The organism is Marinomonas foliarum (genome assembly GCF_016906065.1).
Lineage (GTDB): Bacteria > Pseudomonadota > Gammaproteobacteria > Pseudomonadales > Marinomonadaceae > Marinomonas > Marinomonas foliarum.
The window spans coordinates 3,568,375-3,589,689 of sequence record NZ_CP070273.1; the positions used below are offsets into that span (position 1 = coordinate 3,568,375).

Consider the following 21,315-nt stretch of genomic DNA (forward strand, 5'->3'; position numbering starts at 1 on the left):
AGTGGCGCATTAGGGCTATGGTTCTTTGCAATTAAGACAGTAGAATAGGCAAATAAACGAAGGAAGGGTTATGAATTCTCGTATATTTTTACTACTTATTAGTGTTTTTTGTATTTCGTCAGCTAATGCGGTTCCTGTACAGGGGCTTTATAGTGCTGAAATTAATTTACCAGTGACACAATCTGAGTCTCAAATGCTCAATGAAGCGTTTAGTTTGGCTGCTGAGAGTGTGTTGATTAAAGTGTCGGGAGATAAAGACGCTATATCTGGTGATTTGCTTGCGCAGGCTAAAAAACAAGCCTCAACTTGGGTGGCACAGCATTCTATTGCTTCCTTAAGTGAACTCTTGCCATTTGATGGTGGCTTTGTTCCAGGCAAAAAAATTAAGGTGGCTTTTTACCAAGAGTCTATTGATGGTTTTTTATCTCAGAATAATCTACCTGTATGGGGAGATAATCGACCTTCGGTATTGGTATGGTTGGTGACAGAGAAAAATGGTGTAAGAGCCCTTTCTGGGTCAAGAGCGCCATCAGAGGCTTTGAGTCAATTCGCTCAGTCAGCCAGCGCGATAGGGGTTCCTATCTATGCACCTTTATTTGATGATGTGGATCAGAAAAATCTATCTGTGTCTGATGTGTGGGGCTTTTTTGAAGATAGCATACAAGCAGCAAGTAGGCGTTATCAGACAGACTCAGTTGTGGCGTTAAAAGTAAGTGACTTTGCAGGACAGATTGAAGGTAACGCTTTGGTGCTGTTGAAAAATGGTGAGGCTGAGCGATTTTCATTACAGGGTGAAACACTAAATGATGTTGTCGATCAGGCCGGTACGCGACTAGCTAAAGTTTTTTCATCTCGTTATGCCTCTGTTCGTAATGGTGGGTCTGCAAGCAAATTGAATATTCAGGTCGTTGGTGTGACAAACTACGACATCATGAATAAAGTGCAATCCTATTTGGAAAGTATTGGTTTGGTGCGTGATATAAGCTTGGTTCAGGTAGAGGGTGAAAAAGTCGAGTTTTCTGTAGTCATAGATGGCGATAAGCAGAAACTATTCAATAGTATTTCGTTGAGTCGATTACTTATAAATGCCCCGTTAAATGCGTTAGATCCTGATGCGAACAGAGTTGTGTCTTATCAATATGGTGGAGTGAATTAAATGATAGATCCATTGGATGAAGGTGTTACAGCGCGGGATTTCTCAGCGCGACCCGTGGAAGAGCAAAATGATTTTTTGTCTCAAACGTGGTGTAACCACTGTATGGAAGTTGACTTGGGGATGGTCAACCCTAAGGAATTTGAGTCGAAAGATCGAGTTTGGATCGAAGGTGAATGTATTAAGTGCGGTCAATCAACGATTACTGAAATTGTTGAGGATGACGAAGAGTAGAACTGACGTTATCGGAGAGTTGGCCCATAAAAAAACCGCGTTATATAGAATATAGCGCGGTTTTTTTGTATCGACCTAATGAATTATTTTTCAGCAGGGTAATCGCGTTCAGGTTGGCCAACATACAACTGACGAGGGCGGCCAATTTTGTATGGACCACTGATCATCTCGTTCCAATGAGAGATCCAGCCGATAGTACGGGACATAGCAAAAATCACAGTAAACATACTGGTTGGGATACCAATTGCTTTCATGATGATGCCTGAGTAGAAGTCAACGTTAGGGTAAAGTTTACGCTCAACGAAGTAAGGGTCCTCTAGGGCAATTTGTTCAAGGCGTTTTGCAATTTTCAGTAATGGGTCATTAGACTGGCCTAATTCTTCCAATACCTGGTCGCAAGTTTCACGCATTACTTTGGCGCGTGGATCAAAGTTTTTATAGACACGATGACCAAAGCCCATTAGTCGGAACGGGTCGTTTTTATCTTTTGCTTTTGCGATGTATTCATCAATGTTTTCAACATCACCAATTTCTTCAAGCATAGTCAGTACAGCTTCGTTGGCACCACCATGAGCAGGTCCCCAAAGTGTTGCAATGCCAGCGGCAATGCAAGCGAATGGGTTTGCGCCTGATGAGCCCGCTAAGCGCACTGTTGATGTGGACGCGTTTTGTTCGTGGTCTGCATGAAGAATAAAGATTCTATCCATTGCTTTAGCAAAAACTGGGTTAACAACATAATCTTCACAAGGATTTGCAAACATCATGTATAAGAAATTTTCTGCATAAGATAGATCGTTACGTGGGTACATAACTGGTTGATCTTTAGAGTACTTGTAGCAGATAGACGCCAACGTAGGCATTTTAGATATAAGGCGGAATGCCGCAATTTCACGATGCTTCGGATTGTTGATATCCATGTGGTCTTGGTAGAAAGCTGACAAAGCACCAACTAGGCCACACATAATAGCCATAGGGTGAGCGTCATTTCTAAAGCCTTCGATGAACTTGTGCATTGATTGGTTCACCATAGTGTGTTTGCCAACCGTTTTTTCAAATTCTGCTTTTTGGGCTTTATCAGGAAGTTCTCCATAAAGTAACAAATAGCATGTTTCTAGATAGTCTGAATGCTCTGCAAGTTGGGCAATTGGGTAGCCGCGATGCAAAAGTATTCCTGCGTCTCCGTCTATATAGGTAATAGAGGATTCACATGAGCCGGTAGACATAAAGCCTGGATCGTAGGTGAATACACCGTTAGCACCTAAGCTGCGAACGTCTACAACGTCTGTGCCTAAAGTACCTGAAAGAACAGGAAGTTCGATAGCTTTATCGATCCCATCCACTTTGAGTAGCGCTTTTTTATCAGCCATTTATGGTCTCCTTCGTATTCCGGTTCTGAGCTAAAAGGTCGTATATTGACACCGTCTAGTCCAGAAGGTGCGGAAAAAATACTGTTTCTAGGCTATAAAAGTCAATCTTGTTCACTTGCACTCTATTTACATACTGGTGTGTTATTTTGTAATTATCTGACATAACGGTGAGGTTTGTTAAGAAGTGAATTATATGTAATTCGATTTAAGTTATTGAATAATATGGAAAATAAATTATTTTTCATGTGTGATTTTTATGTAATTTTATACCATTATTGTTTGGAGTTATGTCTACATTCATTTGCTGAATGGTGACCATTGAAAACCTCTTGTTCAGTCTATTTGTCTTAGTATTTTTCGCTGGTCTATAATTGCGCCTCAGACGATTTCATTGATTTGCTGATGCTAATGGATAAAAGAAAGTCGCTTTTAAACATTTGTTGGCAAATCGATGAGATTTTCAAAGTAGGCCTATGACGTGTCAATGTTACTCTGATTAAGATGTAAAAGAAGGCGCGTATAGACATTGGGTCGTGATTGACCATTCAATCGATAAAAATGGTGTAAATAGTCGTGAATAAAAAAAGACCAGTCAACCTTGATATTTCAACAATATCAATGCCCGTCACTGCAATTGTGTCTATTCTTCATCGTATAACAGGAATTATCCTTTTTGTGGGGTTAGCTTTCTTGTTTTATGCGTTCGATCTTTCTCTAGAATCTCAGGAAGGTTTTGATCAGGTAGTCAACGCTTTGCAAACTAACTTCTTGGTGAAGTTTGTTATCTGGGGTGTTGTTTCTGCATTGATGTACCATTTCGTAGCAGGTGTTAAGCACTTGTTTATGGATATGGGTTGCTTTGAAGAATTAGAAAGTGGACGTAGTGCTGCTATCGCAAACATTGTGATTGCTGTGGTTCTTATTGTGTTAGCAGGAGTTTGGATATGGTAACTCAAATCACAAGTTTTGGTCGTTCAGGCCTATATGACTGGATGATGCAGCGTGTATCTGCCGTTGTATTGTCATTGTACACCGTTTTCATTATCGGTTATTTGCTGCTTAATCCTGATCTTACATACGATCAGTGGAGTGCTCTGTTTGAAGCAACATGGATGCGCATCTTTAGTTTGATGGTGCTTCTATCTATTGGTATGCATTCTTGGATTGGTTTATGGTCTATTTCAACTGACTATATTAAAGCAACCGGTGCTCGTTTCTTTTTTCAATCTCTATGCGGTCTTGTAATGTTTATTTACATCGTATGGGGTGTTCAGGTTCTTTGGGGGCTATAAGTAATGGCAAATATTCGTACTATTTCTTTTGATGCCATTGTTATCGGTGGCGGTGGCGCAGGTATGCGTGCTGCGCTTCAGTTAACTGAGTCTGGTTTAAATACGGCATGTGTTACTAAAGTATTCCCAACTCGCTCACACACTGTATCTGCTCAAGGCGGTATCACGTGTGCAATTGCAAGTGATGACCCAAATGATGATTGGCGCTGGCACATGTATGACACCGTAAAAGGGTCAGATTACATCGGTGACCAAGACGCTATTGAATACATGTGCTCTGTGGGGCCGCAGGCTGTTTTTGAACTTGAGCACATGGGGTTACCATTCTCTCGTACTGAGCAAGGTCGTATTTATCAGCGTCCATTTGGTGGCCAGTCTAAAGATTTTGGTAAAGGCGGGCAGGCCGCTCGTACCTGTGCTGCAGCTGACCGTACGGGTCACGCTTTGCTTCACACTCTTTATCAGGGCAACCTTAAAGGTGGTACTACTTTCCTTAATGAGTGGTATGCAACTGATTTAGTTAAAAATAACGAAGATGCTGTTGTTGGTGTTATCGCTATCTGTATTGAAACAGGCGAAACTGTTTACCTAAAAGCGAAGGCGACTGTTATTGCAACAGGTGGTGCTGGTCGTATCTTCCAGTCAACGACTAATGCACACATCAATACTGGTGATGGTGTTGGTATGGCATTGCGTGCTGGTTTCCCTATGCAAGATATGGAAATGTGGCAGTTCCACCCAACAGGCATTTACGGTGCAGGTACGCTTGTAACGGAAGGTTGCCGTGGTGAAGGTGGTTACCTAATTAATAAAGACGGCGAGCGTTTCATGGAGCGTTATGCGCCAAACGCGAAAGACCTTGCAGGTCGTGACGTGGTGGCTCGTTCAATGGTTCTTGAGATTCTTGAAGGCCGTGGTTGTGGTCCTGATGGTGATCACGTATTACTTAAACTTGATCACTTGGGTGAAGAGACTCTAAACAAGCGTTTGCCAGGCATCCTTGAGCTTTCTCGTACCTTTGCTCACGTCGATCCAGTGAAAGAACCTATTCCTGTTATCCCTACTTGTCACTACATGATGGGTGGTATTCCAACAAACATCGGTGGTCAGGCGCTTAAGCAAAATGATGCCGGCGAAGACATCATTATTGATGGTCTTTATGCATGTGGCGAAGCGGCTTGTGTATCTGTTCACGGTGCTAACCGTCTTGGCGGTAACTCGTTGTTAGACCTTGTTGTTTTTGGTCGTGCAGTTGGTTTGCATGTTAAAAAATCTCTAGATGAAGGTTTTGAGTCACAGGATGCTGATGACACAAATGTAGAGAAGGCAATGTCTCGCTTGAATCGTTTGAATGGTTCAAATGGCGGTGAAAGTGTTGCTGCGGTGCGTGCTGATCTACAGCGTGTTATGCAACTTTACTTTGGTGTCTTCCGTGATGGTGAGGCTATGCAGACAGGCTTGGCTCAGCTTAAAGAAATTCGTACACGTGTTGAGAATCTACATCTTGAAGATAAGAGTCAGGCATTTAATACCGCACGTATTGAAGCGCTTGAACTTGAGAACCTTTTGGAAGTAGCTGAAGCAACAGCTATTCCAGCGGAATTCCGTAAAGAGAGTCGAGGTGCTCATGCGCGTAATGACTTTACCGAACGTGATGATGAAAACTGGTTGAAACACTCTTTATTTCATCCAGTAGGTAAGAACGTGACTAAGCGTGAAGTAAACTTCGCTCCAAAAACCATGGAAGCTTTTCCACCTAAGATCCGTTCATACTAAGGAGTTATATCAATGTTGGTTAGTATTTATCGTTATAATCCTGAAGTGGATGATGCTCCTTACATGCAGGACTATCAAATCGAGTTGCCAGAAGGCAAAGACCTAATGGTGCTCGATGTGCTGAACTTGTTGAAAGCGCAAGATCCTAGCATCTCTTACCGTCGGTCATGCCGTGAAGGTGTGTGTGGTTCTGATGGTATGAATATGTCTGGTAAGAATGGCTTGGCTTGTATTACGCCAGTATCCGAAGCTGTTAAGAAAGGTAAGCTTGTGCTTCGTCCTTTGCCTGGCTTGCCTGTTGTTCGCGATCTTGTTGTGGATATGGGACAATTCTATAAACAGTATGAAAAGATTCGTCCTTTCTTGATTAATGATGAGCCTGCACCTGCAATAGAGCGCTTGCAAAGCCCTGAAGAGCGTGAAAAGCTTGATGGCCTTTACGAATGTATTTTATGTGCTTGTTGTTCAACAGCATGTCCATCTTTCTGGTGGAATCCAGATAAGTTTGTTGGTCCGTCTGGTTTGCTACAAGCGTACCGCTTCTTGGCTGATAGCCGAGATACAGCGACGCAGGAGCGTCTTAGTGATCTAGATGACCCATTTAGTGTCTTCCGTTGCCACGGTATCATGAACTGTGTAAACGTTTGTCCTAAAGGGTTAAATCCTACTAAGGCAATTGGTAATATTCGTTCTATGCTGTTACAAAGAGCGACCTGATAGTTATTAGTGTGGTTATCCAGTGTTATTTGGACTGACTGCGCGCAATCGGCGGCTTGAAGGTTTGTTCAATGCCGCCATTTTTGCATATTCTAATGTAGAGAATGCAACGAAAAGAATTTAAAATTCGACCTTTGCGAACATGGATGTACTAAGAAAAACCGCTAACTTAGTAATTATGGAATTAGGATGTGGCATTTTTTTGAATGTGATGTTCTTAGTGGTTTAGTATTGAACGTAGAAGGGCGAAAGTAGCTGGAAATAAACAAAAAATCGAGGCTTTAATAGCCTTACGGGCCTGATAAAATGATCGATCTTATTATAGATTGAGACCGGGACCCCGGTAGCTGGCTCGAACATAAGGGTGATCGAGAATGCACGAAAGTTTAATGGAGTTGCTGTGGAGCACCTCTCATTTTTCAGGTGGAAACTTGGAATATGTTGAAGGGTTGTTTGAAAGCTACCTCGTCGATCCGAACTCAGTGTCGGAGGAATGGCGTAAATGTTTTGATCAATTGCCTCGTGTAAGCGAAGCACAATCAACTGATCTTCCTCATTCCGTGATTCAAGAGCAGTTTCTACAGATTGGTAAGAACAAATTTCGCTCAATGCCTGCTTCTACAGGTCAGGTAGCAAGTTCTGATCATGAACAGAAACAAATCAATGTTCTGCAGTTGATTAACGCTTACCGCGTTCGTGGACATCAACACGCAACACTTGATCCACTTGGATTGCAAAAACGTGAGAAAGTCGCTGACCTAGATATTGGTTATCACCAACTAACTGGTGCAGATCTAGATACCACATTTAATGTAGGTTCTTTATTCTTTAATAAAGATGCACTTAAGTTAAGTGAGATCGTATCTGAGCTTGAAAAAACCTATTGCGGAAGCATTGGTTATGAATTTATGCACATTGTTGATACGCAAGAAAAGGCGTGGCTTCAACAACGTGTCGAATCTGTCCGTTCACATCCTGAATACTCTCAAGAGACCCGCGAAAACTTACTCGAGCGTTTGACTGCCGCTGAAGGTTTAGAGAAGTATCTTGCTAGCCGTTACCCAGGTGCAAAACGTTTTGGCCTTGAGGGTGGCGAAAGTTTGATCCCTATGGTGAATGAGCTGATCCAACGTTCTGGCGCACTTGGTGCGAAAGAAGTGGTGATCGGTATGGCTCACCGTGGTCGTCTCAACGTATTGGTGAACACACTAGGTAAAAACCCGAAAGACTTGTTTGACGAGTTTGAAGGTAAGAAATTGGTTAATACGTCTGGTGACGTTAAGTACCACCAAGGTTTCTCTTCTAATGTGATGACGGCTGGTGGGGAAGTTCATATTGCCTTGTCATTTAACCCATCACACTTAGAAATCGTTTCTCCTGTTGTTGAAGGCTCTGTTCGCGCTCGCCAAGATCGCCGTAAAGATACAACGGGTAAGACAGTTGTTCCTATCTCTATTCATGGTGATGCAGCATTTGCAGGCCAAGGCGTGGTTATGGAGACATTCCAGATGTCTCAAACTCGCGCTTACCGAACAGGTGGTACGGTACATATTGTTATTAATAATCAGGTTGGTTTTACCACTAACCGTCAGGAAGACTCGCGTTCTACTGAATATGCGACTGATGTTGCTAAAATCATTCAGGCGCCAATTTTCCATGTTAATGGCGATGACCCAGAAGCTGTATTGTTTGTTACTCAGCTAGCGTTAGATTACCGCTACGAGTTTGGTCGTGATGTTGTGATCGACATGGTTTGTTACCGTCGTCGTGGTCATAATGAAACAGATGAGCCGTCTGGTACTCAGCCATTGATGTACAGTATTATTAGTAATTTGAAAACAACGCGTACCCTTTACTCTGAGCGTTTGATCGCTGAGTCTGTTGTGACACAAGAAAAGTCAGATCAGATGGTAAGTGAAAATCGTGAAGATTTAGACAACGCTCGTCATGTTGCTAAGAGTCTTGTTCTTGAATCTCAGACTGGTTCATTTGTTGATTGGAAGCCTTATCTTGGCGTCGAATGGACGGATGCGGGCGATACAACTTATCCATTGGCTAAATTGCAGGAAGTCGCTAAGAAACTAACGACGGTTCCAGATGGTGTTGTGATTCAGCGTCAAGTTCAGAAGATTTACCAAGACCGCGATAAAATGACAGCAGGTGCTCTTCCTCTGAACTGGGGTTACGCAGAAACATTAGCGTTTGCAACCTTGCTTGAGCAGGATTATCCGATCCGTATTACTGGTCAAGATTCTGGTCGTGGTACTTTCTCGCATCGTCATGCGGTAATACATAGTCAAAAAGATGGCAGCACTTATATTCCACTGAAACATTTGTCAGAAGATCAGCCTACATTGGATCTTTATGACTCTTATCTTTCAGAAGAAGCAGTATTGGCGTTTGAATACGGTTATGCCAGCACATCTCCTAAAGGCTTGGTTATTTGGGAGGCACAATTTGGTGACTTCGCAAACGGTGCGCAGGTTGTAATTGACCAGTTTATTACCAGTGGTGAGCACAAATGGGGCCGCCTATGTGGTTTGACCATGTTGTTGCCGCACGGTTATGAAGGTCAGGGTCCTGAGCACTCATCTGCAAGGCTAGAGCGTTTCTTACAGCTTTGTGCTGAATATAATATTCAGGTTTGTGTGCCAACGACACCGTCTCAGATCTTCCATATTATCCGTCGTCAAGCGATTCGTCCTATGCGTCGTCCGCTGATCATAATGTCACCGAAAAGCTTGTTGCGTCATAAACAAGCAATTTCAACATTAGAAGATCTATCGGAAGGAAGTTTCAAAACGGTATTACCAGAATCATCTGAAACTGTTACTGCGGATAGCGTGAAGCGTATTGTCCTTTGTAGCGGTAAGGTATATTACGACTTGATTAATCGTCGTGAAGAGCTAGAAAAAGATGATGTTGCTGTGATTCGTTTAGAGCAATTGTACCCGTTCCCATACGCTGACCTTGAGTCTGTGTTAGAGCAGTACAAAAATGTTGAGAGCTTGGTTTGGTGTCAAGAAGAGCCGAAGAACCAAGGTGCTTGGCATGCCAATCGTCACCGTATGAATCGAGTATTGGAAAAACTGTATCCAGAATTGAAGATCCGCTTTGCTGGTCGAATTTCGTCAGCTGCACCAGCGGCTGGTTACATGTCAATCCATGTTGAAGAACAAGAAGCACTGGTCAACGACGCACTAGTTGGTTAGTACCATAGCCTGTCAAAGAGATAAGGGTATAAAATGAGCATTGAAATTAAAGCACCTACTTTTCCAGAATCTGTAGCCGACGGTACCGTTGCTACTTGGTACAAGCAGCCAGGTGAAGCCTGTGCACGTGATGAGCACATTGTAGACATCGAGACAGATAAAGTTGTCTTGGAAGTTGTTGCACCTGCTGATGGTGTGTTGAAAGAAATTTTGAAAGGCGAAGGCGACACTGTATTGAGTGATGAAGTGTTAGCTGTTTTTGAATCTGGTGCAGCAGCTTCTGCAGCACCAGCTGAAAAAACTGACGCGCCAGCTGAAAAATCTGCAGCACCAGCGGCTGCGACTTCTTCAAAAGAGACCGTTCAGATTAAAACGCCAAGTTTCCCTGAGTCTGTTGCTGATGGTACGGTTGCTACTTGGTATAAACAACCAGGTGAAGCTTGTACTCGTGATGACCATATTGTTGATATTGAAACCGATAAGGTTGTTCTTGAGGTAGTTGCACCTGCTGACGGTGTGATTGGCGAAATCTTGAAAAACGAAGGCGATACCGTTCTTAGTGATGAGGTTCTAGCTAACTTCTTGGTTGGGGCTTCTGGTTCAGAAGCAGCACCTTCACAAGCTGAATCTACTTCTACTGCAGAAGGCGATGAAGATGGCGTTGCGGGCCCTGCTGCTCGTAAAGCACTTTCTGAAGCTGGCCTAACTGTTTCTCAAGTTAAGGGTACAGGCAAAGGCGGTCGTATTACTAAAGAAGACGTTGAGGCTGCTGTTAAATCAAAATCAGCACCTGCTGCTGCCACTCCAGCTAAAGCTGCTCCAGCTGCAAAAGCTGCTTCTGCAGCGCCAACATCTACAGCGTTAGGTGCTGAAGGTCGTGTTGAGAAACGTGTTCCTATGACGCGTCTTCGTGCAACTATTGCTAAGCGTTTAGTTGAAGCTCAACAAACAGCAGCGTTGTTGACGACTTATAACGAAGTGAACATGGGTCCAATCATGGAACTTCGTAAAAAATACAAAGATGAGTTTATTAAGGCTCATAACGGCACCAAGCTTGGCTTCATGTCTTTCTTTGTAAAAGCAGCAACAGAAGCGCTTAAACGATTCCCAGCAGTAAACGCTTCTATTGACGGTAACGACATGGTTTACCATGGTTACCAAGATATCGGTGTTGCTGTTTCTACTGATCGTGGTCTAATGGTTCCTGTTCTTCGCAACACTGAAGCTATGGGTCTTGCAGACATTGAGTCTTCAATCATGGACTTCGCTCTACGTGGTCGTGATGGCAAGCTGGGTATGGACGATATGCAAGGTGGTACTTTCACCATTACCAACGGTGGTACTTTCGGTTCCTTGCTATCTACGCCAATCATTAATCCACCTCAAACAGGTATCTTGGGTATGCACAAAATCCAAGAGCGCCCAATGGCTGTGAATGGTCAAGTGGTAATTCAGCCAATGATGTATTTGGCCTTGTCTTATGACCACCGTATGATTGATGGAAAAGAAGCCGTGCAATTCTTGGTAACGATCAAAGACTTACTTGAAGACCCTGCACGTCTTTTACTTGAAATCTAAGTATTCGTACCAACTATTTTGTATGAATTGAATGCTAAGTGGCACTGTATGTGCTGCTTAGCTTGACTGAAAAATGGGACCTCTTATGTCTGATAAATTTGATGTTGTTGTAATTGGTGGCGGCCCTGGTGGTTATGTAGCCGCTATACGAGCTGCTCAGTTAGGTTTGAAAACAGCCTGTATCGAAAAATGGTTAGACAAAGACAATAAACCGCGCCTTGGCGGAACTTGTTTGAACGTTGGCTGTATTCCTTCTAAAGCATTGTTAGACTCTTCTCATAAATTCCATGACGCAAAAGAAGCTTATGGTGTCCATGGTATTAGCATGGGTGAAGTGTCTATGGATGTGAATGCCATGGTTGATCGTAAAGACAAAGTCGTTGATCAGCTAACTGGTGGTATTTCTGGCCTTTTCAAAGCAAACGGCGTTACTAGCTTTGAAGGTTTTGGTAAAGTTCTTGCGAACAAAAAAGTAGAATTCACCGCGCACGATGGCACAGTAACTGTTATCGAAGCTGATAATGTTATTTTGGCAACAGGTTCTGTTCCAGTAAACATTCCACCTGCTCCACGTACTGGCGATATTATCGTCGATAACGAGGGTGCACTTGATTTCCGCGCGGTGCCAAAACGTCTTGGTGTTATTGGTGCAGGCGTTATCGGTCTAGAGCTTGGTTCTGTTTGGGCGCGTTTGGGCTCTGAAGTTGTTGTTCTTGAAGCACAAGATTCGTTTTTGAGTGTATGTGACCAAGACCTTGCTAAAGAAGCTGCTAAAATCTTCAAGAAACAGCATTTAGACATTCGTCTTGGTGCTCGTGTTACTGGTAGCGAAATCAAGGGTGAAGAAGTTGAAGTGACTTACCTTGATGCAAAAGGTGAAGAGCAGAAGCAAACGTTCGATAAATTAATCGTTGCTGTTGGCCGTAAGCCATTTACTCAAGGTTGTTTCTCTGAAGATTCAGGCGTGAAGCTAGATGAGCGTGGTTTTGTCTTCGTTGACGAGCAGTGCCGTACTTCTGTGCCAGGCGTTTTCGCCATTGGTGATATCGTTCGTGGTCCAATGTTGGCTCATAAAGCGTCAGAAGAAGGTGTGATGGTTGCAGATATAATTGCTGGCCATAAAGCACAAATGAATTATGACTGCATTCCTTCCGTTATTTATACTCACCCAGAACTAGCTTGGGTTGGTAAAAATGAGCAAGAGCTAAAAGCAGAGGGTGTGAAGTTTAAAGTGGGTAAATTCCCATTTGCAGCATCTGGTCGCGCTATGGCGGCTAACGATACTGATGGTTTCGTTAAAATAATTGCTTGTGAAGAAACGGATCGCATTCTAGGTTGCCATATTATTGGTGGTCATGCGGCTGATTTGATCGCTCAAGCTGTTATTGCAATGGAATTCGGTTCTACAGCAGAAGATATCGCATTGACTGTATTTGCTCACCCAACAGTAAGTGAAGCAGTACATGAAGCAGCGTTAGCAGTAGATAACCATGCGATCCATATCGCGAACCGTAAAAAGCGTTAATAAAAATTAGATTTGCCGGCCAATGAGCCGGCAATTTCTGTCTTAACGGGCAGAGCTTATGTCAACCATTCAGATGAGCGGAAGAATCAAATGAACTTACATGAATATCAGGCTAAACAGCTTTTTGCTGAATACGGCCTGCCAGTATCTACAGGGTACGCAGTAGACACGCCAGAAGCGGCGGTTGAAGCAGCGAAGAAAATTGGTGGTGACAAGTGGGTTGTTAAAGCTCAGGTTCATGCTGGTGGTCGCGGTAAAGCAGGCGGTGTAAAACTTGTTGATTCTTATGAAGAAGTTGCTGCGTTTACAAAACATTGGTTAGGTAAAAACTTAGTTACTTACCAAACTGACGAAAACGGTCAGCCAGTTGCTAAGATTCTAGTAGAGTCTTGCACAGACATTGCAAACGAATTGTACCTAGGTGCGGTTGTTGACCGTTCTACACGCAAAGTTGTTTTCATGGCGTCTACTGAAGGCGGCGTTGAAATTGAAAAAGTAGCAGAAGAAACACCTGAGCTTATTCATAAAGCGATCATCGATCCTCTAGTGGGTGCTCAACCTTACCAAGCGCGCGAAATGGCGTTCAAAATGGGTCTTAATGCTGCACAGATTAAGCAGTTCACTAAGATCTTCCTTGGTTTGTCTCAGATGTTCCATGACTACGATTTCGCACTTCTAGAAATCAACCCTCTTGTTATTACAGATGAAGGTAACCTTCACTGTCTAGACGGCAAAATCAACATTGATAGCAATGCTGTTTACCGCCAGAAGAAAATGCAAGAGTTCCACGATCCATCTCAAGAAGATGAGCGTGAAGCACATGCAGCACAGTGGGAACTTAATTACGTTGCACTAGATGGAAACGTTGGTTGTATGGTAAACGGTGCCGGCCTAGCAATGGGTACAATGGACATTGTTAACCTACACGGCGGCAAGCCAGCTAACTTCCTAGACGTTGGTGGCGGCGCGACGAAAGAGCGTGTTGCTGAAGCGTTCAAAATCATCCTTTCTGATGACAATGTTAAAGCCGTATTGGTTAACATCTTTGGTGGTATCGTTCGTTGCGATATGATCGCTGAAGGTATTATCGGTGCTGTTGAGCAAGTAGGCGTAAACGTGCCTGTTGTTGTTCGTCTTGAAGGTACAAATGCTGAACTAGGTCGTGAAGTTCTTGCGAACTCTGGTCTAGATATCATTGCTGCAGCAAGTTTGAAAGACGCGGCAGAGCAAGTAGTTAAAGCTGCGGAGGGCAAATAATAATGTCTGTTTTAATCAACAAAGATACTAAAGTAATCTGTCAAGGTTTCACTGGCGGCCAAGGTACTTTCCACTCTGAGCAAGCAATTGCTTACGGAACGAAAATGGTTGGTGGTGTAACTCCTGGTAAAGGTGGTCAAACTCACCTTGGCCTTCCTGTATTTAACACAGTTAAAGAAGCAGTAGAGCAAACTGGTGCTGAAGCATCTGTGATCTACGTTCCAGCTCCTTTCGTTAAAGACTCTATCCTTGAAGCTGCTAACTCAGGCATCAAACTGATTGTTTGTATTACTGAGGGCGTTCCAACTCTAGATATGCTTGACTGTAAAGTGGCTTGTGACAACCTAGGCGTACGTTTAATCGGCCCTAACTGTCCAGGTGTTATCACACCGGGCGAATGTAAGATCGGCATCATGCCTGGTCATATTCACATGCCAGGTAAAGTCGGTATCGTATCTCGTTCTGGTACCTTGACTTATGAAGCTGTTAAACAAACGACTGATGCTGGTTTCGGCCAATCTACTTGCGTAGGTATCGGTGGTGACCCAATCCCAGGTACTAACTTCATCGACGTATTGGAAATGTTCCAAAACGATCCACAGACTGAAGCGATTGTAATGATCGGTGAAATCGGTGGTACTGCTGAAGAAGAAGCGGCTGCTTACATCAAAGCAAACGTTACTAAGCCTGTTGTTTCTTACATTGCTGGTGTAACTGCACCTGCAGGTAAGCGTATGGGCCACGCTGGCGCAATCATCTCTGGTGGTAAAGGCACAGCTGATGAAAAATTCGCTGCTCTAGAAGACGCTGGTGTTAAAACTGTTCGTTCTTTGGCAGACATTGGTGCAGGACTTAAAGAAATCACTGGCTGGTAAGCTGGTACTTTAAGTACGACTGATGATAAAAATCCCTGCTTCGGCAGGGATTTTTTTTGGCTATAGGTGTTCAGATGAAGTGCCCTTTTTGTTTAAAAAATAATGGCTGCGTGCTTGATGAAAATCAGAATTGTTGGTGTTTCAGTGTTAGGGTGCCTAAGGACTTATTGGCGTATATTCCGCTAGGGCAAAAGGGAAGTGTTTGCGTGTGCCAAGAGTGTATTGAATTCTATCGTACCGATAAACTTGGTTTTTTAAAAGTATTCGACTTTGAGTCAAGATAGCTTTATTTTTTAATAGAGCATGTGGTTCGTTCTTTGAACGTGTTTTGACAACAATAAAAGGAATAAGGCAATGAGTGAGGCGTCAGGCGGCAGTGCTGTTTACGATATTACAGTGATAGGAGCGGGTATTGTTGGCCTATCAACCGCATGGCAGTTACAGCAGCGCTATCCTAAATACCGCATACTATTGATTGAAAAAGAAGTAGAAGTTGGCTCACATCAAACGGGTCATAACTCAGGTGTGATTCATGCTGGGGTTTATTATGCACCTGGCAGTCTTAAAGCAGATTTTTGTCAGCGAGGTGCGACAGCCACAAAAGCCTTCTGCCTTCAGTACAATATCAAGTTCGATGAATGTGGCAAGCTACTGGTCGCAACAAATATCGCTGAGCAAGAGCGTATGGAAGCTCTGTACTTACGCTGTCAAGAAAATAACTTAGAAGTATATAAGCTAGGTCAAGCAGAGCTTAAAGAGCGTGAGCCGAATGTAAAAGGCCTTGCTGCACTTTACGTACCTTCTACTGGAATCGTAAGCTACCGAGAGATTTGTCAGAAGCTTGCTGACCTTTTTGTAGGGAAGGGCGGTGAACTGCGTCTAGGTACAGAGGTGGTTGGTCTTGATGAAAGCCACGAACGTGTGGCGATCACATTGAACAATGATGTAGTGAATACCTCTTATTTGGTCAGCTGCAGTGGCCTGATGGCAGATCGGTTGACTAAGATGCTAAATATACCAACTGACTTTCAAATTATTCCATTTCGTGGCGAATATTACCGCTTGCCAACAAAGCATAATCAGATTGTAAATCACCTTATTTATCCTATACCTGATCCTGACTTACCATTTTTAGGGGTTCATTTGACTCGTATGATTGATGGTTCTGTAACGGTAGGTCCAAATGCCGTACAAGGTTGGAAACGAGAAGGTTATGGTCGAATTAACATCAACCTTCGTGACGTATTTGATATGGTGCGCTTCCCAGGGTTTTGGAAGTTACTGATGAATCATTGGAAAACAGGGCTAATGGAGACTAAAAACTCTTGGTATAAACCGGGCTATTTAGCGCAAGTACAGAAATACTGTGACCTTGTTTCATTAGATGATTTACAGGAATATCCAGCTGGAATACGAGCTCAGGCAGTGATGAAAGATGGCAGCTTGGTGCATGATTTTTTGTTCGCTCAAAGTGCTCGAACCTTACATGTATGCAATGCACCTTCCCCAGCAGCCACCAGTGCATTTCCGATAGGAGAATACATTATTAATAAGCTAGACGACCAAATTACGTCAGTTTAGCAGAGCGAAAGTATTGTGAAATAAAGATGGCTTAGTTTGTATTGTGTAAGTGATTCAAGCTAAAGTGATTAATGTATAAATCACTGATAAGGAATAAGTATGACTGGTTTAAAGAAAAATCTAGGCTTTACTCATTTGGCGCGAGGCATTGCAGCAGCGCTGCTTATTACTCAAGTGACGGCATGCGGCACATTACTTTATCCTGAGCGTCGCGGTCAAACAAATGGTCAAATCGATATCGGTGTCGCTGCATTAGATGCCATTGGCTTATTGTTTTTCTTTGTTCCTGGTGTTGTTGCATTTGGTGTGGATTTTGTAACTGGGGCAATATATTTGCCTGGCGGCGGAATGGCCAGCTTAACAGAAGGTGAATTGAATAAGATTAAGAATGGCTCAGATTCAATTGACGTTGAAAAATTTAAAACTGTGATGGCGCAACGTAAAGATCTTGAGTTACCTAAAGATATTTATACGGATCAACTGAATATTGTCGCTATGTCATCGACTCAGTCACTTGAAACTGCAATGAGCTTGAATGGTCAGCGTGTCGCGTTTTCATCCGCTTACTAATCGACTTCGATACTACCAGTAGGGAAAGTGGGAAATATAGCGTTTAAAAATAGGGCCAAGGAGATATTTTCCTTTGTCCTATTTTTTTATGCTCTCGTAGGCTTGGTAGACGATACTGTGCATTTTTTTGAGGTCCTGATGCTTTTCTAATGTAACTATTGATACTTTGGTTTTGATGATATCGTCCCAAATATTGTCTGCAATGTTGATTGATTCACCTGCTACCTGAATGATCATATCCACACCATGTTTGCGTATTAGGGCAGATACTTCACTGGGTGAAAATACCGTTACGCCATGGACGAGTGTTCTGTTATTCCAAGGTTCATCGTCTATAAAAGCGGTAATGCTAAGAGGTTGTTTAGACGTTTTGTTATTGTCGAGTAAGGATTTGGATAAAGCAAAGCAGAGATAGTCAATGCCAATAAAAATGACCTTTATTGGCATTGGTTTACGGGCAAAGCATTGAGGTAGTAGGCTCGTTAGCTGGTTTATCATCATGTTTTAAGCCGTCTTGGTGTAGCGTTGCTTTGGTCTACCGCCGGTTTTGTAATCTAACGTCATGCAAACATGCCCTTGATCTTCTAAATACTCAAGGTAACGTCTTGCCGTAATTCGGCTTAGATTGATCGCGTCACCCACCTCTTCTGCTGTGAAAGAGTGATCTTCTATGGTTTCAAGGTATTGATTGAGTTTTTCTAAGGTGTTCTCATCAATGCCTTTTGGGGTTTTTCGGCTACTATCTTGGGAAGAGCTTTTTCGGAACAGTGCGTCTATGTCTTGTTGATCGATTTTATTGTTTTTCGTTAGGCGTTTTTTAAAGTCTAAATAATCATCCAATGCCTGCAATACCCGAGACATGCGGATTGGCTTAACTAAATAATCGATTACCCCAAGCTGAATGGCTGTTTCGATAGTGGTGGTTTCTCTTTCCGCTGTTGTCATGATGAAAGCAGCATTGAAACCGCGTTGTTTTAGCGACTTCACCAGGTCAATACCATTTCCATCAGTAAGCGTAATATCCACCATGATCAGTTCTGGTTCGAATGCTTCTGCTTTTAATTCTGCTTCAAGAATACCTTCGCAGGCTGCGACAACATGAAAATTATTGTGTTGGTTTACGGTGCTTTCTAATACATAGCTAGCACGCAGGTCATCTTCCACAATCATTACAGGGATACGACTCATTTTATTAGTGCTCGCTTATCTAAATAAATGCTAAACACAGTGGTGTTTACCTCACTTCGTTCCCAATCCAGACTTCCATGATATTGGTCGACGACTTTTTTAACCAAATATAAGCCAATGCCATTTTGTTCTGTATTGTGCTTGCTGCTGACGCCAAAATCCAATATTCGGTTCTCTAGTTTTTCATCGACACCGGCACCACTGTCTTCTATTTGAATCATGATGTGAGCATTACGGTCACTAATATACAGCTTAACAAAAGGTGACGTAAGTAATCTGTTGGACCAAGCGGCCAATAAGGCGTTGTCGATTAGATTTCCTACTAATGTGACCAATGCTTCGTTGGTTTTAGATGGATATCTACCAAGCTGGCAGTCGCTTTCGATCAGCATGTCGACTTTTAGGTCTTTAGCTTTATTGTGTTTGGCGAAAATTAGCCCTGCAACAGCGCTGTTCTCAATAGTTTTGATGATGCGTCCTAATGCGACTTGATCGCCGTCGCTTTCCTGCTGAAGAAACTCAATTGCATCATCATAGTGTTCCGCCTGCAACATGCCGGATAACACGTTTAAGTGATTGGCATATTCATGGGTTTTAGCGCGCAACAAGTCGGCGTAGTTTTTTGTGGCGGTTAGCTCTTGTTCTAAGGATTTTTCACCGTGGTCTGGAAAAAATACAATGACATAGCCAATATCGCCTTTTTGAATTTTTATCGGATATAAAGTCGCAATGAACTCTAATTTTCCTAAATTAAAACGGTTTTGTGTAATTTGCCCTTGAGCTTCTAGGGCGAAGTGAGAAAGACTTTGTGATTGTTCACTCAATGGTTTACCTACAACCTGAGGGGCGTTCAGCACATTCATGGTTAGCCACTCAATTGCCATGCTGTTTATTGCCGTGATATTTTGTTCATGATCGATCGCTACAATGCCATCGCGAATACTGTCTAAAATTAATTCATGTTCTTTGAATTTTTGAACGATTTCTTCTGGTTCTAGGCTCAAAAAAGTTCGTTTGAGTTTTAGAATTAAAAACCCCGCAATGATAATACCGAGAAAATAAACAAAACCGACCAGTAGTCCTGCTTCTTGCAAATGTTTAAAAATTAATTCGCTGGTGGGTTGGGATAAATAGCCAATGCTAATAGCCCCAATAATTTGATCATCATTGCGTATGGTGACTGAATTTCGAATCGCTTGTCCTAGCGTACCGACGGCAACTTTTGTGTAATCTTTTCCTTGGTTTAGCGCTTGGTAAATATCATCACCTACAAAGCGCTTACCGACTTTTTCTGGCTCCGGATGGCTCAAACGAATCGAATTTTTATTAACAACAACAATGTAAGAGGCATCTGTTTGGGCGCGAAGCATTTCTATGTAATCTTGAATGTCATTAGGCTTGCCTTGGTTACTTAACTCGACTGCCTGAATGATTTTTTCATTGTGAGCTATTACTCGGCCGAGTTCTAGGCCCCGTTGGCTAATGCTATCTAAGTAGGATTTTTGTAGGGAATAACCCAGCACTACACCGACTGCCAGTACAATAAGAGTGATGGTGGAGAGCGTAATTAAGGCAAGATAAGACTTTAAAGTCATTCGCGTTTCTAGATCAATAAAATATGAAACGCGATTATACAGCATGCAGAAGTGCTACTAAACAAAAGGGAAAAGTCATAACGAGCTTTTACTGAATAAATTCATTTTAGACAGATTTATTTTACTATTTGTCCTTTTAAGGCGACATATCTAATACGAATGATGCTCCAGGCGATGAGTTTTTCGCGGTGACTTTCCAGCCATGAAATGTGGCGATTTCCATACAAATAGCTAGGCCTAAACCAGCACCATGGATTTTTTGTTTTGGGGCGCGCCAAAAACGTTTAAAGATTAAGTTTAGATGTTCTTCATTAATTCCTTGTCCATAATCCCGAACGCTCACGGTGTTTTTTGTCATAGTGATATCGATAGTGGTTCCGGATGGAGAGTGGTAAATGGCATTTTCAATAAGGTTTTTCAGAAGGATGAAAAGGGTACTTGCGTCAGCATTTAGGTGAATGTCTTTGTTGATCTGGATTAATCGTATTGACGTGCCATGTTTTTTGGAAAGGCGTGATAAGTATTTGATGGTGTCATTTACGGTATTAACGAGAGTAATATCTTGAAAAGTATAGTTGTGGGACTCACGAACTTCGGCGAGGTGAAGTAGCTGGTTAATTTGGCGTGAAATATGGTCAACATCTTCTAATATCAGATTTTTCGAGTTTGTTTTTTCTAGCATTTCAATTTCCCCTCGAATAAGTGCCAAAGGGGTTTTAAGCTCGTGTGCAGCTGTCGCTAAAAACTCTTGTTGAACTTTAAAGCCTTGCTCTAACCTTTCAAGTGCTTCATTAAAGGCGCTAATCAGGGGTATTAACTCGCTTGGCATTTCTGCCATGGATAAGCGGCCTTGAATATTTTGAGGTGTTATCTTGGAGGCAATGTCGGAAGCCTTTCTTAACGGTCGTAACATGAAATGTATGGTAATAATGACAGCAAAGCTGACAATAAATAACGACAGTATAGAGACGAGTAAAACGGTTTTTGAAATAGGAGATCTTTTTGTTATCTGGAATACTTCTAGAAGCCTTAAGCTTGTTGCTACTTGTATGTTATAGCCAGTATACGCTGCTTTCAAAGGCTCGCTAAGGCCATAGAAAAGTTTGTTATTACGAGTGAACGTAAAATTACTTGTGTGTTTATTGTATGAAGTATTATCTGGAGCGAATGCTTTTGTTTGCCTCGTTGATGCTGATACAACCTCTCCTTGTGGGTCGACAATCTGGAAAAAAAGGTCTTCGTTTAATGTCTCATATATCCATACCCAGTGGGCATCTTGATTGCTTTTTTGTATAGAGAGTTCTGGTTCTCCCATGCTATTTGTGTAAATTTCATCGATTAAAAATTCTGCTTGTTCATTTAAAATATGACCAATAAGCAGATTAGGGTTCATGA

19 protein-coding genes are annotated in these 21,315 nt (G+C 42.5%); 14 read left to right on the plus strand and 5 right to left on the minus strand.

Going from position 1 to position 21,315, the window contains the following annotated elements:
* Nucleotides 1-70 precede the first annotated feature (70 nt).
* Nucleotides 71-1,156 carry a DUF2066 domain-containing protein gene (locus JSY38_RS16500; RefSeq protein WP_114412282.1) on the plus strand — a complete coding sequence of 362 codons (1,086 nt, stop codon included), beginning with the start codon at nt 71-73 and terminating at the stop codon, nt 1,154-1,156.
* Nucleotides 1,157-1,387: a hypothetical protein gene (locus tag JSY38_RS16505; protein ID WP_114412283.1), complete on the plus strand. Its 231-nt coding sequence runs from the start codon at nt 1,157-1,159 to the stop codon at nt 1,385-1,387.
* A gap of 83 nt (nt 1,388-1,470) precedes the next feature.
* Here the strand turns inward: JSY38_RS16505 and gltA are convergent, their stop codons facing one another.
* The gene (gene gltA, locus JSY38_RS16510; RefSeq protein WP_205114230.1) at nt 1,471-2,754 is read right to left on the minus strand and encodes a citrate synthase; all 1,284 of its coding nucleotides are present in this window, start codon (nt 2,752-2,754) and stop codon (nt 1,471-1,473) included.
* A gap of 573 nt (nt 2,755-3,327) precedes the next feature.
* On the opposite strand from gltA, the gene sdhC reads away from it, so the two are divergent.
* From sdhC to JSY38_RS16570, 12 genes are all read left to right on the plus strand, one after another.
* On the plus strand, nt 3,328-3,705 hold the full coding sequence (gene sdhC / locus JSY38_RS16515; RefSeq protein ID WP_114412285.1) for a succinate dehydrogenase, cytochrome b556 subunit: 378 nt from the start codon (nt 3,328-3,330) through the stop codon (nt 3,703-3,705).
* Entirely contained in the window at nt 3,699-4,046 is a 348-nt protein-coding gene (gene sdhD / locus JSY38_RS16520; RefSeq protein ID WP_111606188.1) for a succinate dehydrogenase, hydrophobic membrane anchor protein, read from the plus strand. Before sdhC ends, sdhD begins: the two co-directional genes overlap by 7 nt.
* A gap of 3 nt (nt 4,047-4,049) precedes the next feature.
* Entirely contained in the window at nt 4,050-5,822 is a 1,773-nt protein-coding gene (gene sdhA / locus JSY38_RS16525) for a succinate dehydrogenase flavoprotein subunit (RefSeq protein WP_114412286.1), read from the plus strand.
* 12 nt (nt 5,823-5,834) lie between these two features.
* Nucleotides 5,835-6,539, plus strand: coding sequence for a succinate dehydrogenase iron-sulfur subunit (locus JSY38_RS16530; protein ID WP_114412287.1), 705 nt, complete (start codon nt 5,835-5,837; stop codon nt 6,537-6,539).
* 374 nt (nt 6,540-6,913) lie between these two features.
* A complete protein-coding gene (locus tag JSY38_RS16535; RefSeq protein WP_205114232.1) occupies nt 6,914-9,751 on the plus strand; it encodes a 2-oxoglutarate dehydrogenase E1 component in 2,838 nt (945 codons plus the stop codon).
* A 33-nt stretch (nt 9,752-9,784) separates the two neighbouring features.
* Complete coding sequence (odhB, locus tag JSY38_RS16540) at nt 9,785-11,329, plus strand: 2-oxoglutarate dehydrogenase complex dihydrolipoyllysine-residue succinyltransferase (protein WP_114412289.1); 1,545 nt, start codon at nt 9,785-9,787, stop codon at nt 11,327-11,329.
* Nucleotides 11,330-11,414: 85 nt separating this feature from the next.
* Complete coding sequence (lpdA, locus tag JSY38_RS16545; protein ID WP_114412290.1) at nt 11,415-12,854, plus strand: dihydrolipoyl dehydrogenase; 1,440 nt, start codon at nt 11,415-11,417, stop codon at nt 12,852-12,854.
* Nucleotides 12,855-12,944: 90 nt separating this feature from the next.
* Nucleotides 12,945-14,111 carry an ADP-forming succinate--CoA ligase subunit beta gene (gene sucC, locus JSY38_RS16550; protein ID WP_114412291.1) on the plus strand — a complete coding sequence of 389 codons (1,167 nt, stop codon included), beginning with the start codon at nt 12,945-12,947 and terminating at the stop codon, nt 14,109-14,111.
* Nucleotides 14,112-14,113: 2 nt separating this feature from the next.
* Nucleotides 14,114-14,986: a succinate--CoA ligase subunit alpha gene (gene sucD / locus JSY38_RS16555; protein ID WP_114412292.1), complete on the plus strand. Its 873-nt coding sequence runs from the start codon at nt 14,114-14,116 to the stop codon at nt 14,984-14,986.
* A gap of 74 nt (nt 14,987-15,060) precedes the next feature.
* Entirely contained in the window at nt 15,061-15,270 is a 210-nt protein-coding gene (locus JSY38_RS18670; protein WP_205114233.1) for a cysteine-rich CWC family protein, read from the plus strand.
* A gap of 70 nt (nt 15,271-15,340) precedes the next feature.
* Nucleotides 15,341-16,567 (plus strand): L-2-hydroxyglutarate oxidase, encoded by a 1,227-nt coding sequence (gene lhgO, locus JSY38_RS16565; RefSeq protein ID WP_114412294.1) that lies wholly within the window; start codon nt 15,341-15,343, stop codon nt 16,565-16,567.
* 99 nt (nt 16,568-16,666) lie between these two features.
* The gene (locus JSY38_RS16570) at nt 16,667-17,137 is read left to right on the plus strand and encodes a polyribonucleotide nucleotidyltransferase (protein WP_205114235.1); all 471 of its coding nucleotides are present in this window, start codon (nt 16,667-16,669) and stop codon (nt 17,135-17,137) included.
* Between the two features lie 78 nt (nt 17,138-17,215).
* On the opposite strand, the gene JSY38_RS16575 is transcribed toward JSY38_RS16570, so the two are convergent.
* From JSY38_RS16575 to JSY38_RS16590, 4 genes are all read right to left on the minus strand, one after another.
* Nucleotides 17,216-17,638, minus strand: a complete 423-nt coding sequence (locus JSY38_RS16575) for a nucleoside-diphosphate sugar epimerase/dehydratase (protein ID WP_239544017.1) — start codon at nt 17,636-17,638, stop codon at nt 17,216-17,218.
* 3 nt (nt 17,639-17,641) lie between these two features.
* On the minus strand, nt 17,642-18,325 hold the full coding sequence (locus JSY38_RS16580) for a response regulator (protein WP_205114237.1): 684 nt from the start codon (nt 18,323-18,325) through the stop codon (nt 17,642-17,644).
* A complete protein-coding gene (locus JSY38_RS16585) occupies nt 18,322-19,920 on the minus strand; it encodes an ATP-binding protein (RefSeq protein WP_239544019.1) in 1,599 nt (532 codons plus the stop codon). The genes JSY38_RS16580 and JSY38_RS16585 overlap by 4 nt, the downstream gene beginning before the upstream one ends.
* Nucleotides 19,921-20,056: 136 nt before the next feature.
* Nucleotides 20,057-21,313 (minus strand): sensor histidine kinase, encoded by a 1,257-nt coding sequence (locus JSY38_RS16590; protein WP_181858534.1) that lies wholly within the window; start codon nt 21,311-21,313, stop codon nt 20,057-20,059.
* Between the last annotated feature and the right edge of the window lie 2 nt (nt 21,314-21,315).

Excerpts from the sequence above, each read along its gene's own strand:
- sucC (WP_114412291.1), top strand. The coding sequence starts at position 12,945 with ATGAACTTACATGAATATCAGGCTAAACAGCTTTTTGCTGAATACGGC.
- JSY38_RS18670 (WP_205114233.1), top strand. The coding sequence starts at position 15,061 with ATGAAGTGCCCTTTTTGTTTAAAAAATAATGGCTGCGTGCTTGATGAA.
- JSY38_RS16500 (WP_114412282.1), top strand. The coding sequence starts at position 71 with ATGAATTCTCGTATATTTTTACTACTTATTAGTGTTTTTTGTATTTCG.
- lhgO (WP_114412294.1), top strand. The coding sequence starts at position 15,341 with ATGAGTGAGGCGTCAGGCGGCAGTGCTGTTTACGATATTACAGTGATA.
- JSY38_RS16590 (WP_181858534.1), bottom strand. The coding sequence starts at position 21,313 with ATGAACCCTAATCTGCTTATTGGTCATATTTTAAATGAACAAGCAGAA.
- lpdA (WP_114412290.1), top strand. The coding sequence starts at position 11,415 with ATGTCTGATAAATTTGATGTTGTTGTAATTGGTGGCGGCCCTGGTGGT.
- sdhD (WP_111606188.1), top strand. The coding sequence starts at position 3,699 with ATGGTAACTCAAATCACAAGTTTTGGTCGTTCAGGCCTATATGACTGG.
- JSY38_RS16530 (WP_114412287.1), top strand. The coding sequence starts at position 5,835 with ATGTTGGTTAGTATTTATCGTTATAATCCTGAAGTGGATGATGCTCCT.
- JSY38_RS16505 (WP_114412283.1), top strand. The coding sequence starts at position 1,157 with ATGATAGATCCATTGGATGAAGGTGTTACAGCGCGGGATTTCTCAGCG.
- odhB (WP_114412289.1), top strand. The coding sequence starts at position 9,785 with ATGAGCATTGAAATTAAAGCACCTACTTTTCCAGAATCTGTAGCCGAC.
- JSY38_RS16580 (WP_205114237.1), bottom strand. The coding sequence starts at position 18,325 with ATGAGTCGTATCCCTGTAATGATTGTGGAAGATGACCTGCGTGCTAGC.
- JSY38_RS16570 (WP_205114235.1), top strand. The coding sequence starts at position 16,667 with ATGACTGGTTTAAAGAAAAATCTAGGCTTTACTCATTTGGCGCGAGGC.
- sdhA (WP_114412286.1), top strand. The coding sequence starts at position 4,050 with ATGGCAAATATTCGTACTATTTCTTTTGATGCCATTGTTATCGGTGGC.
- JSY38_RS16585 (WP_239544019.1), bottom strand. The coding sequence starts at position 19,920 with ATGACTTTAAAGTCTTATCTTGCCTTAATTACGCTCTCCACCATCACT.
- JSY38_RS16535 (WP_205114232.1), top strand. The coding sequence starts at position 6,914 with ATGCACGAAAGTTTAATGGAGTTGCTGTGGAGCACCTCTCATTTTTCA.
- sucD (WP_114412292.1), top strand. The coding sequence starts at position 14,114 with ATGTCTGTTTTAATCAACAAAGATACTAAAGTAATCTGTCAAGGTTTC.
- gltA (WP_205114230.1), bottom strand. The coding sequence starts at position 2,754 with ATGGCTGATAAAAAAGCGCTACTCAAAGTGGATGGGATCGATAAAGCT.
- JSY38_RS16575 (WP_239544017.1), bottom strand. The coding sequence starts at position 17,638 with ATGATGATAAACCAGCTAACGAGCCTACTACCTCAATGCTTTGCCCGT.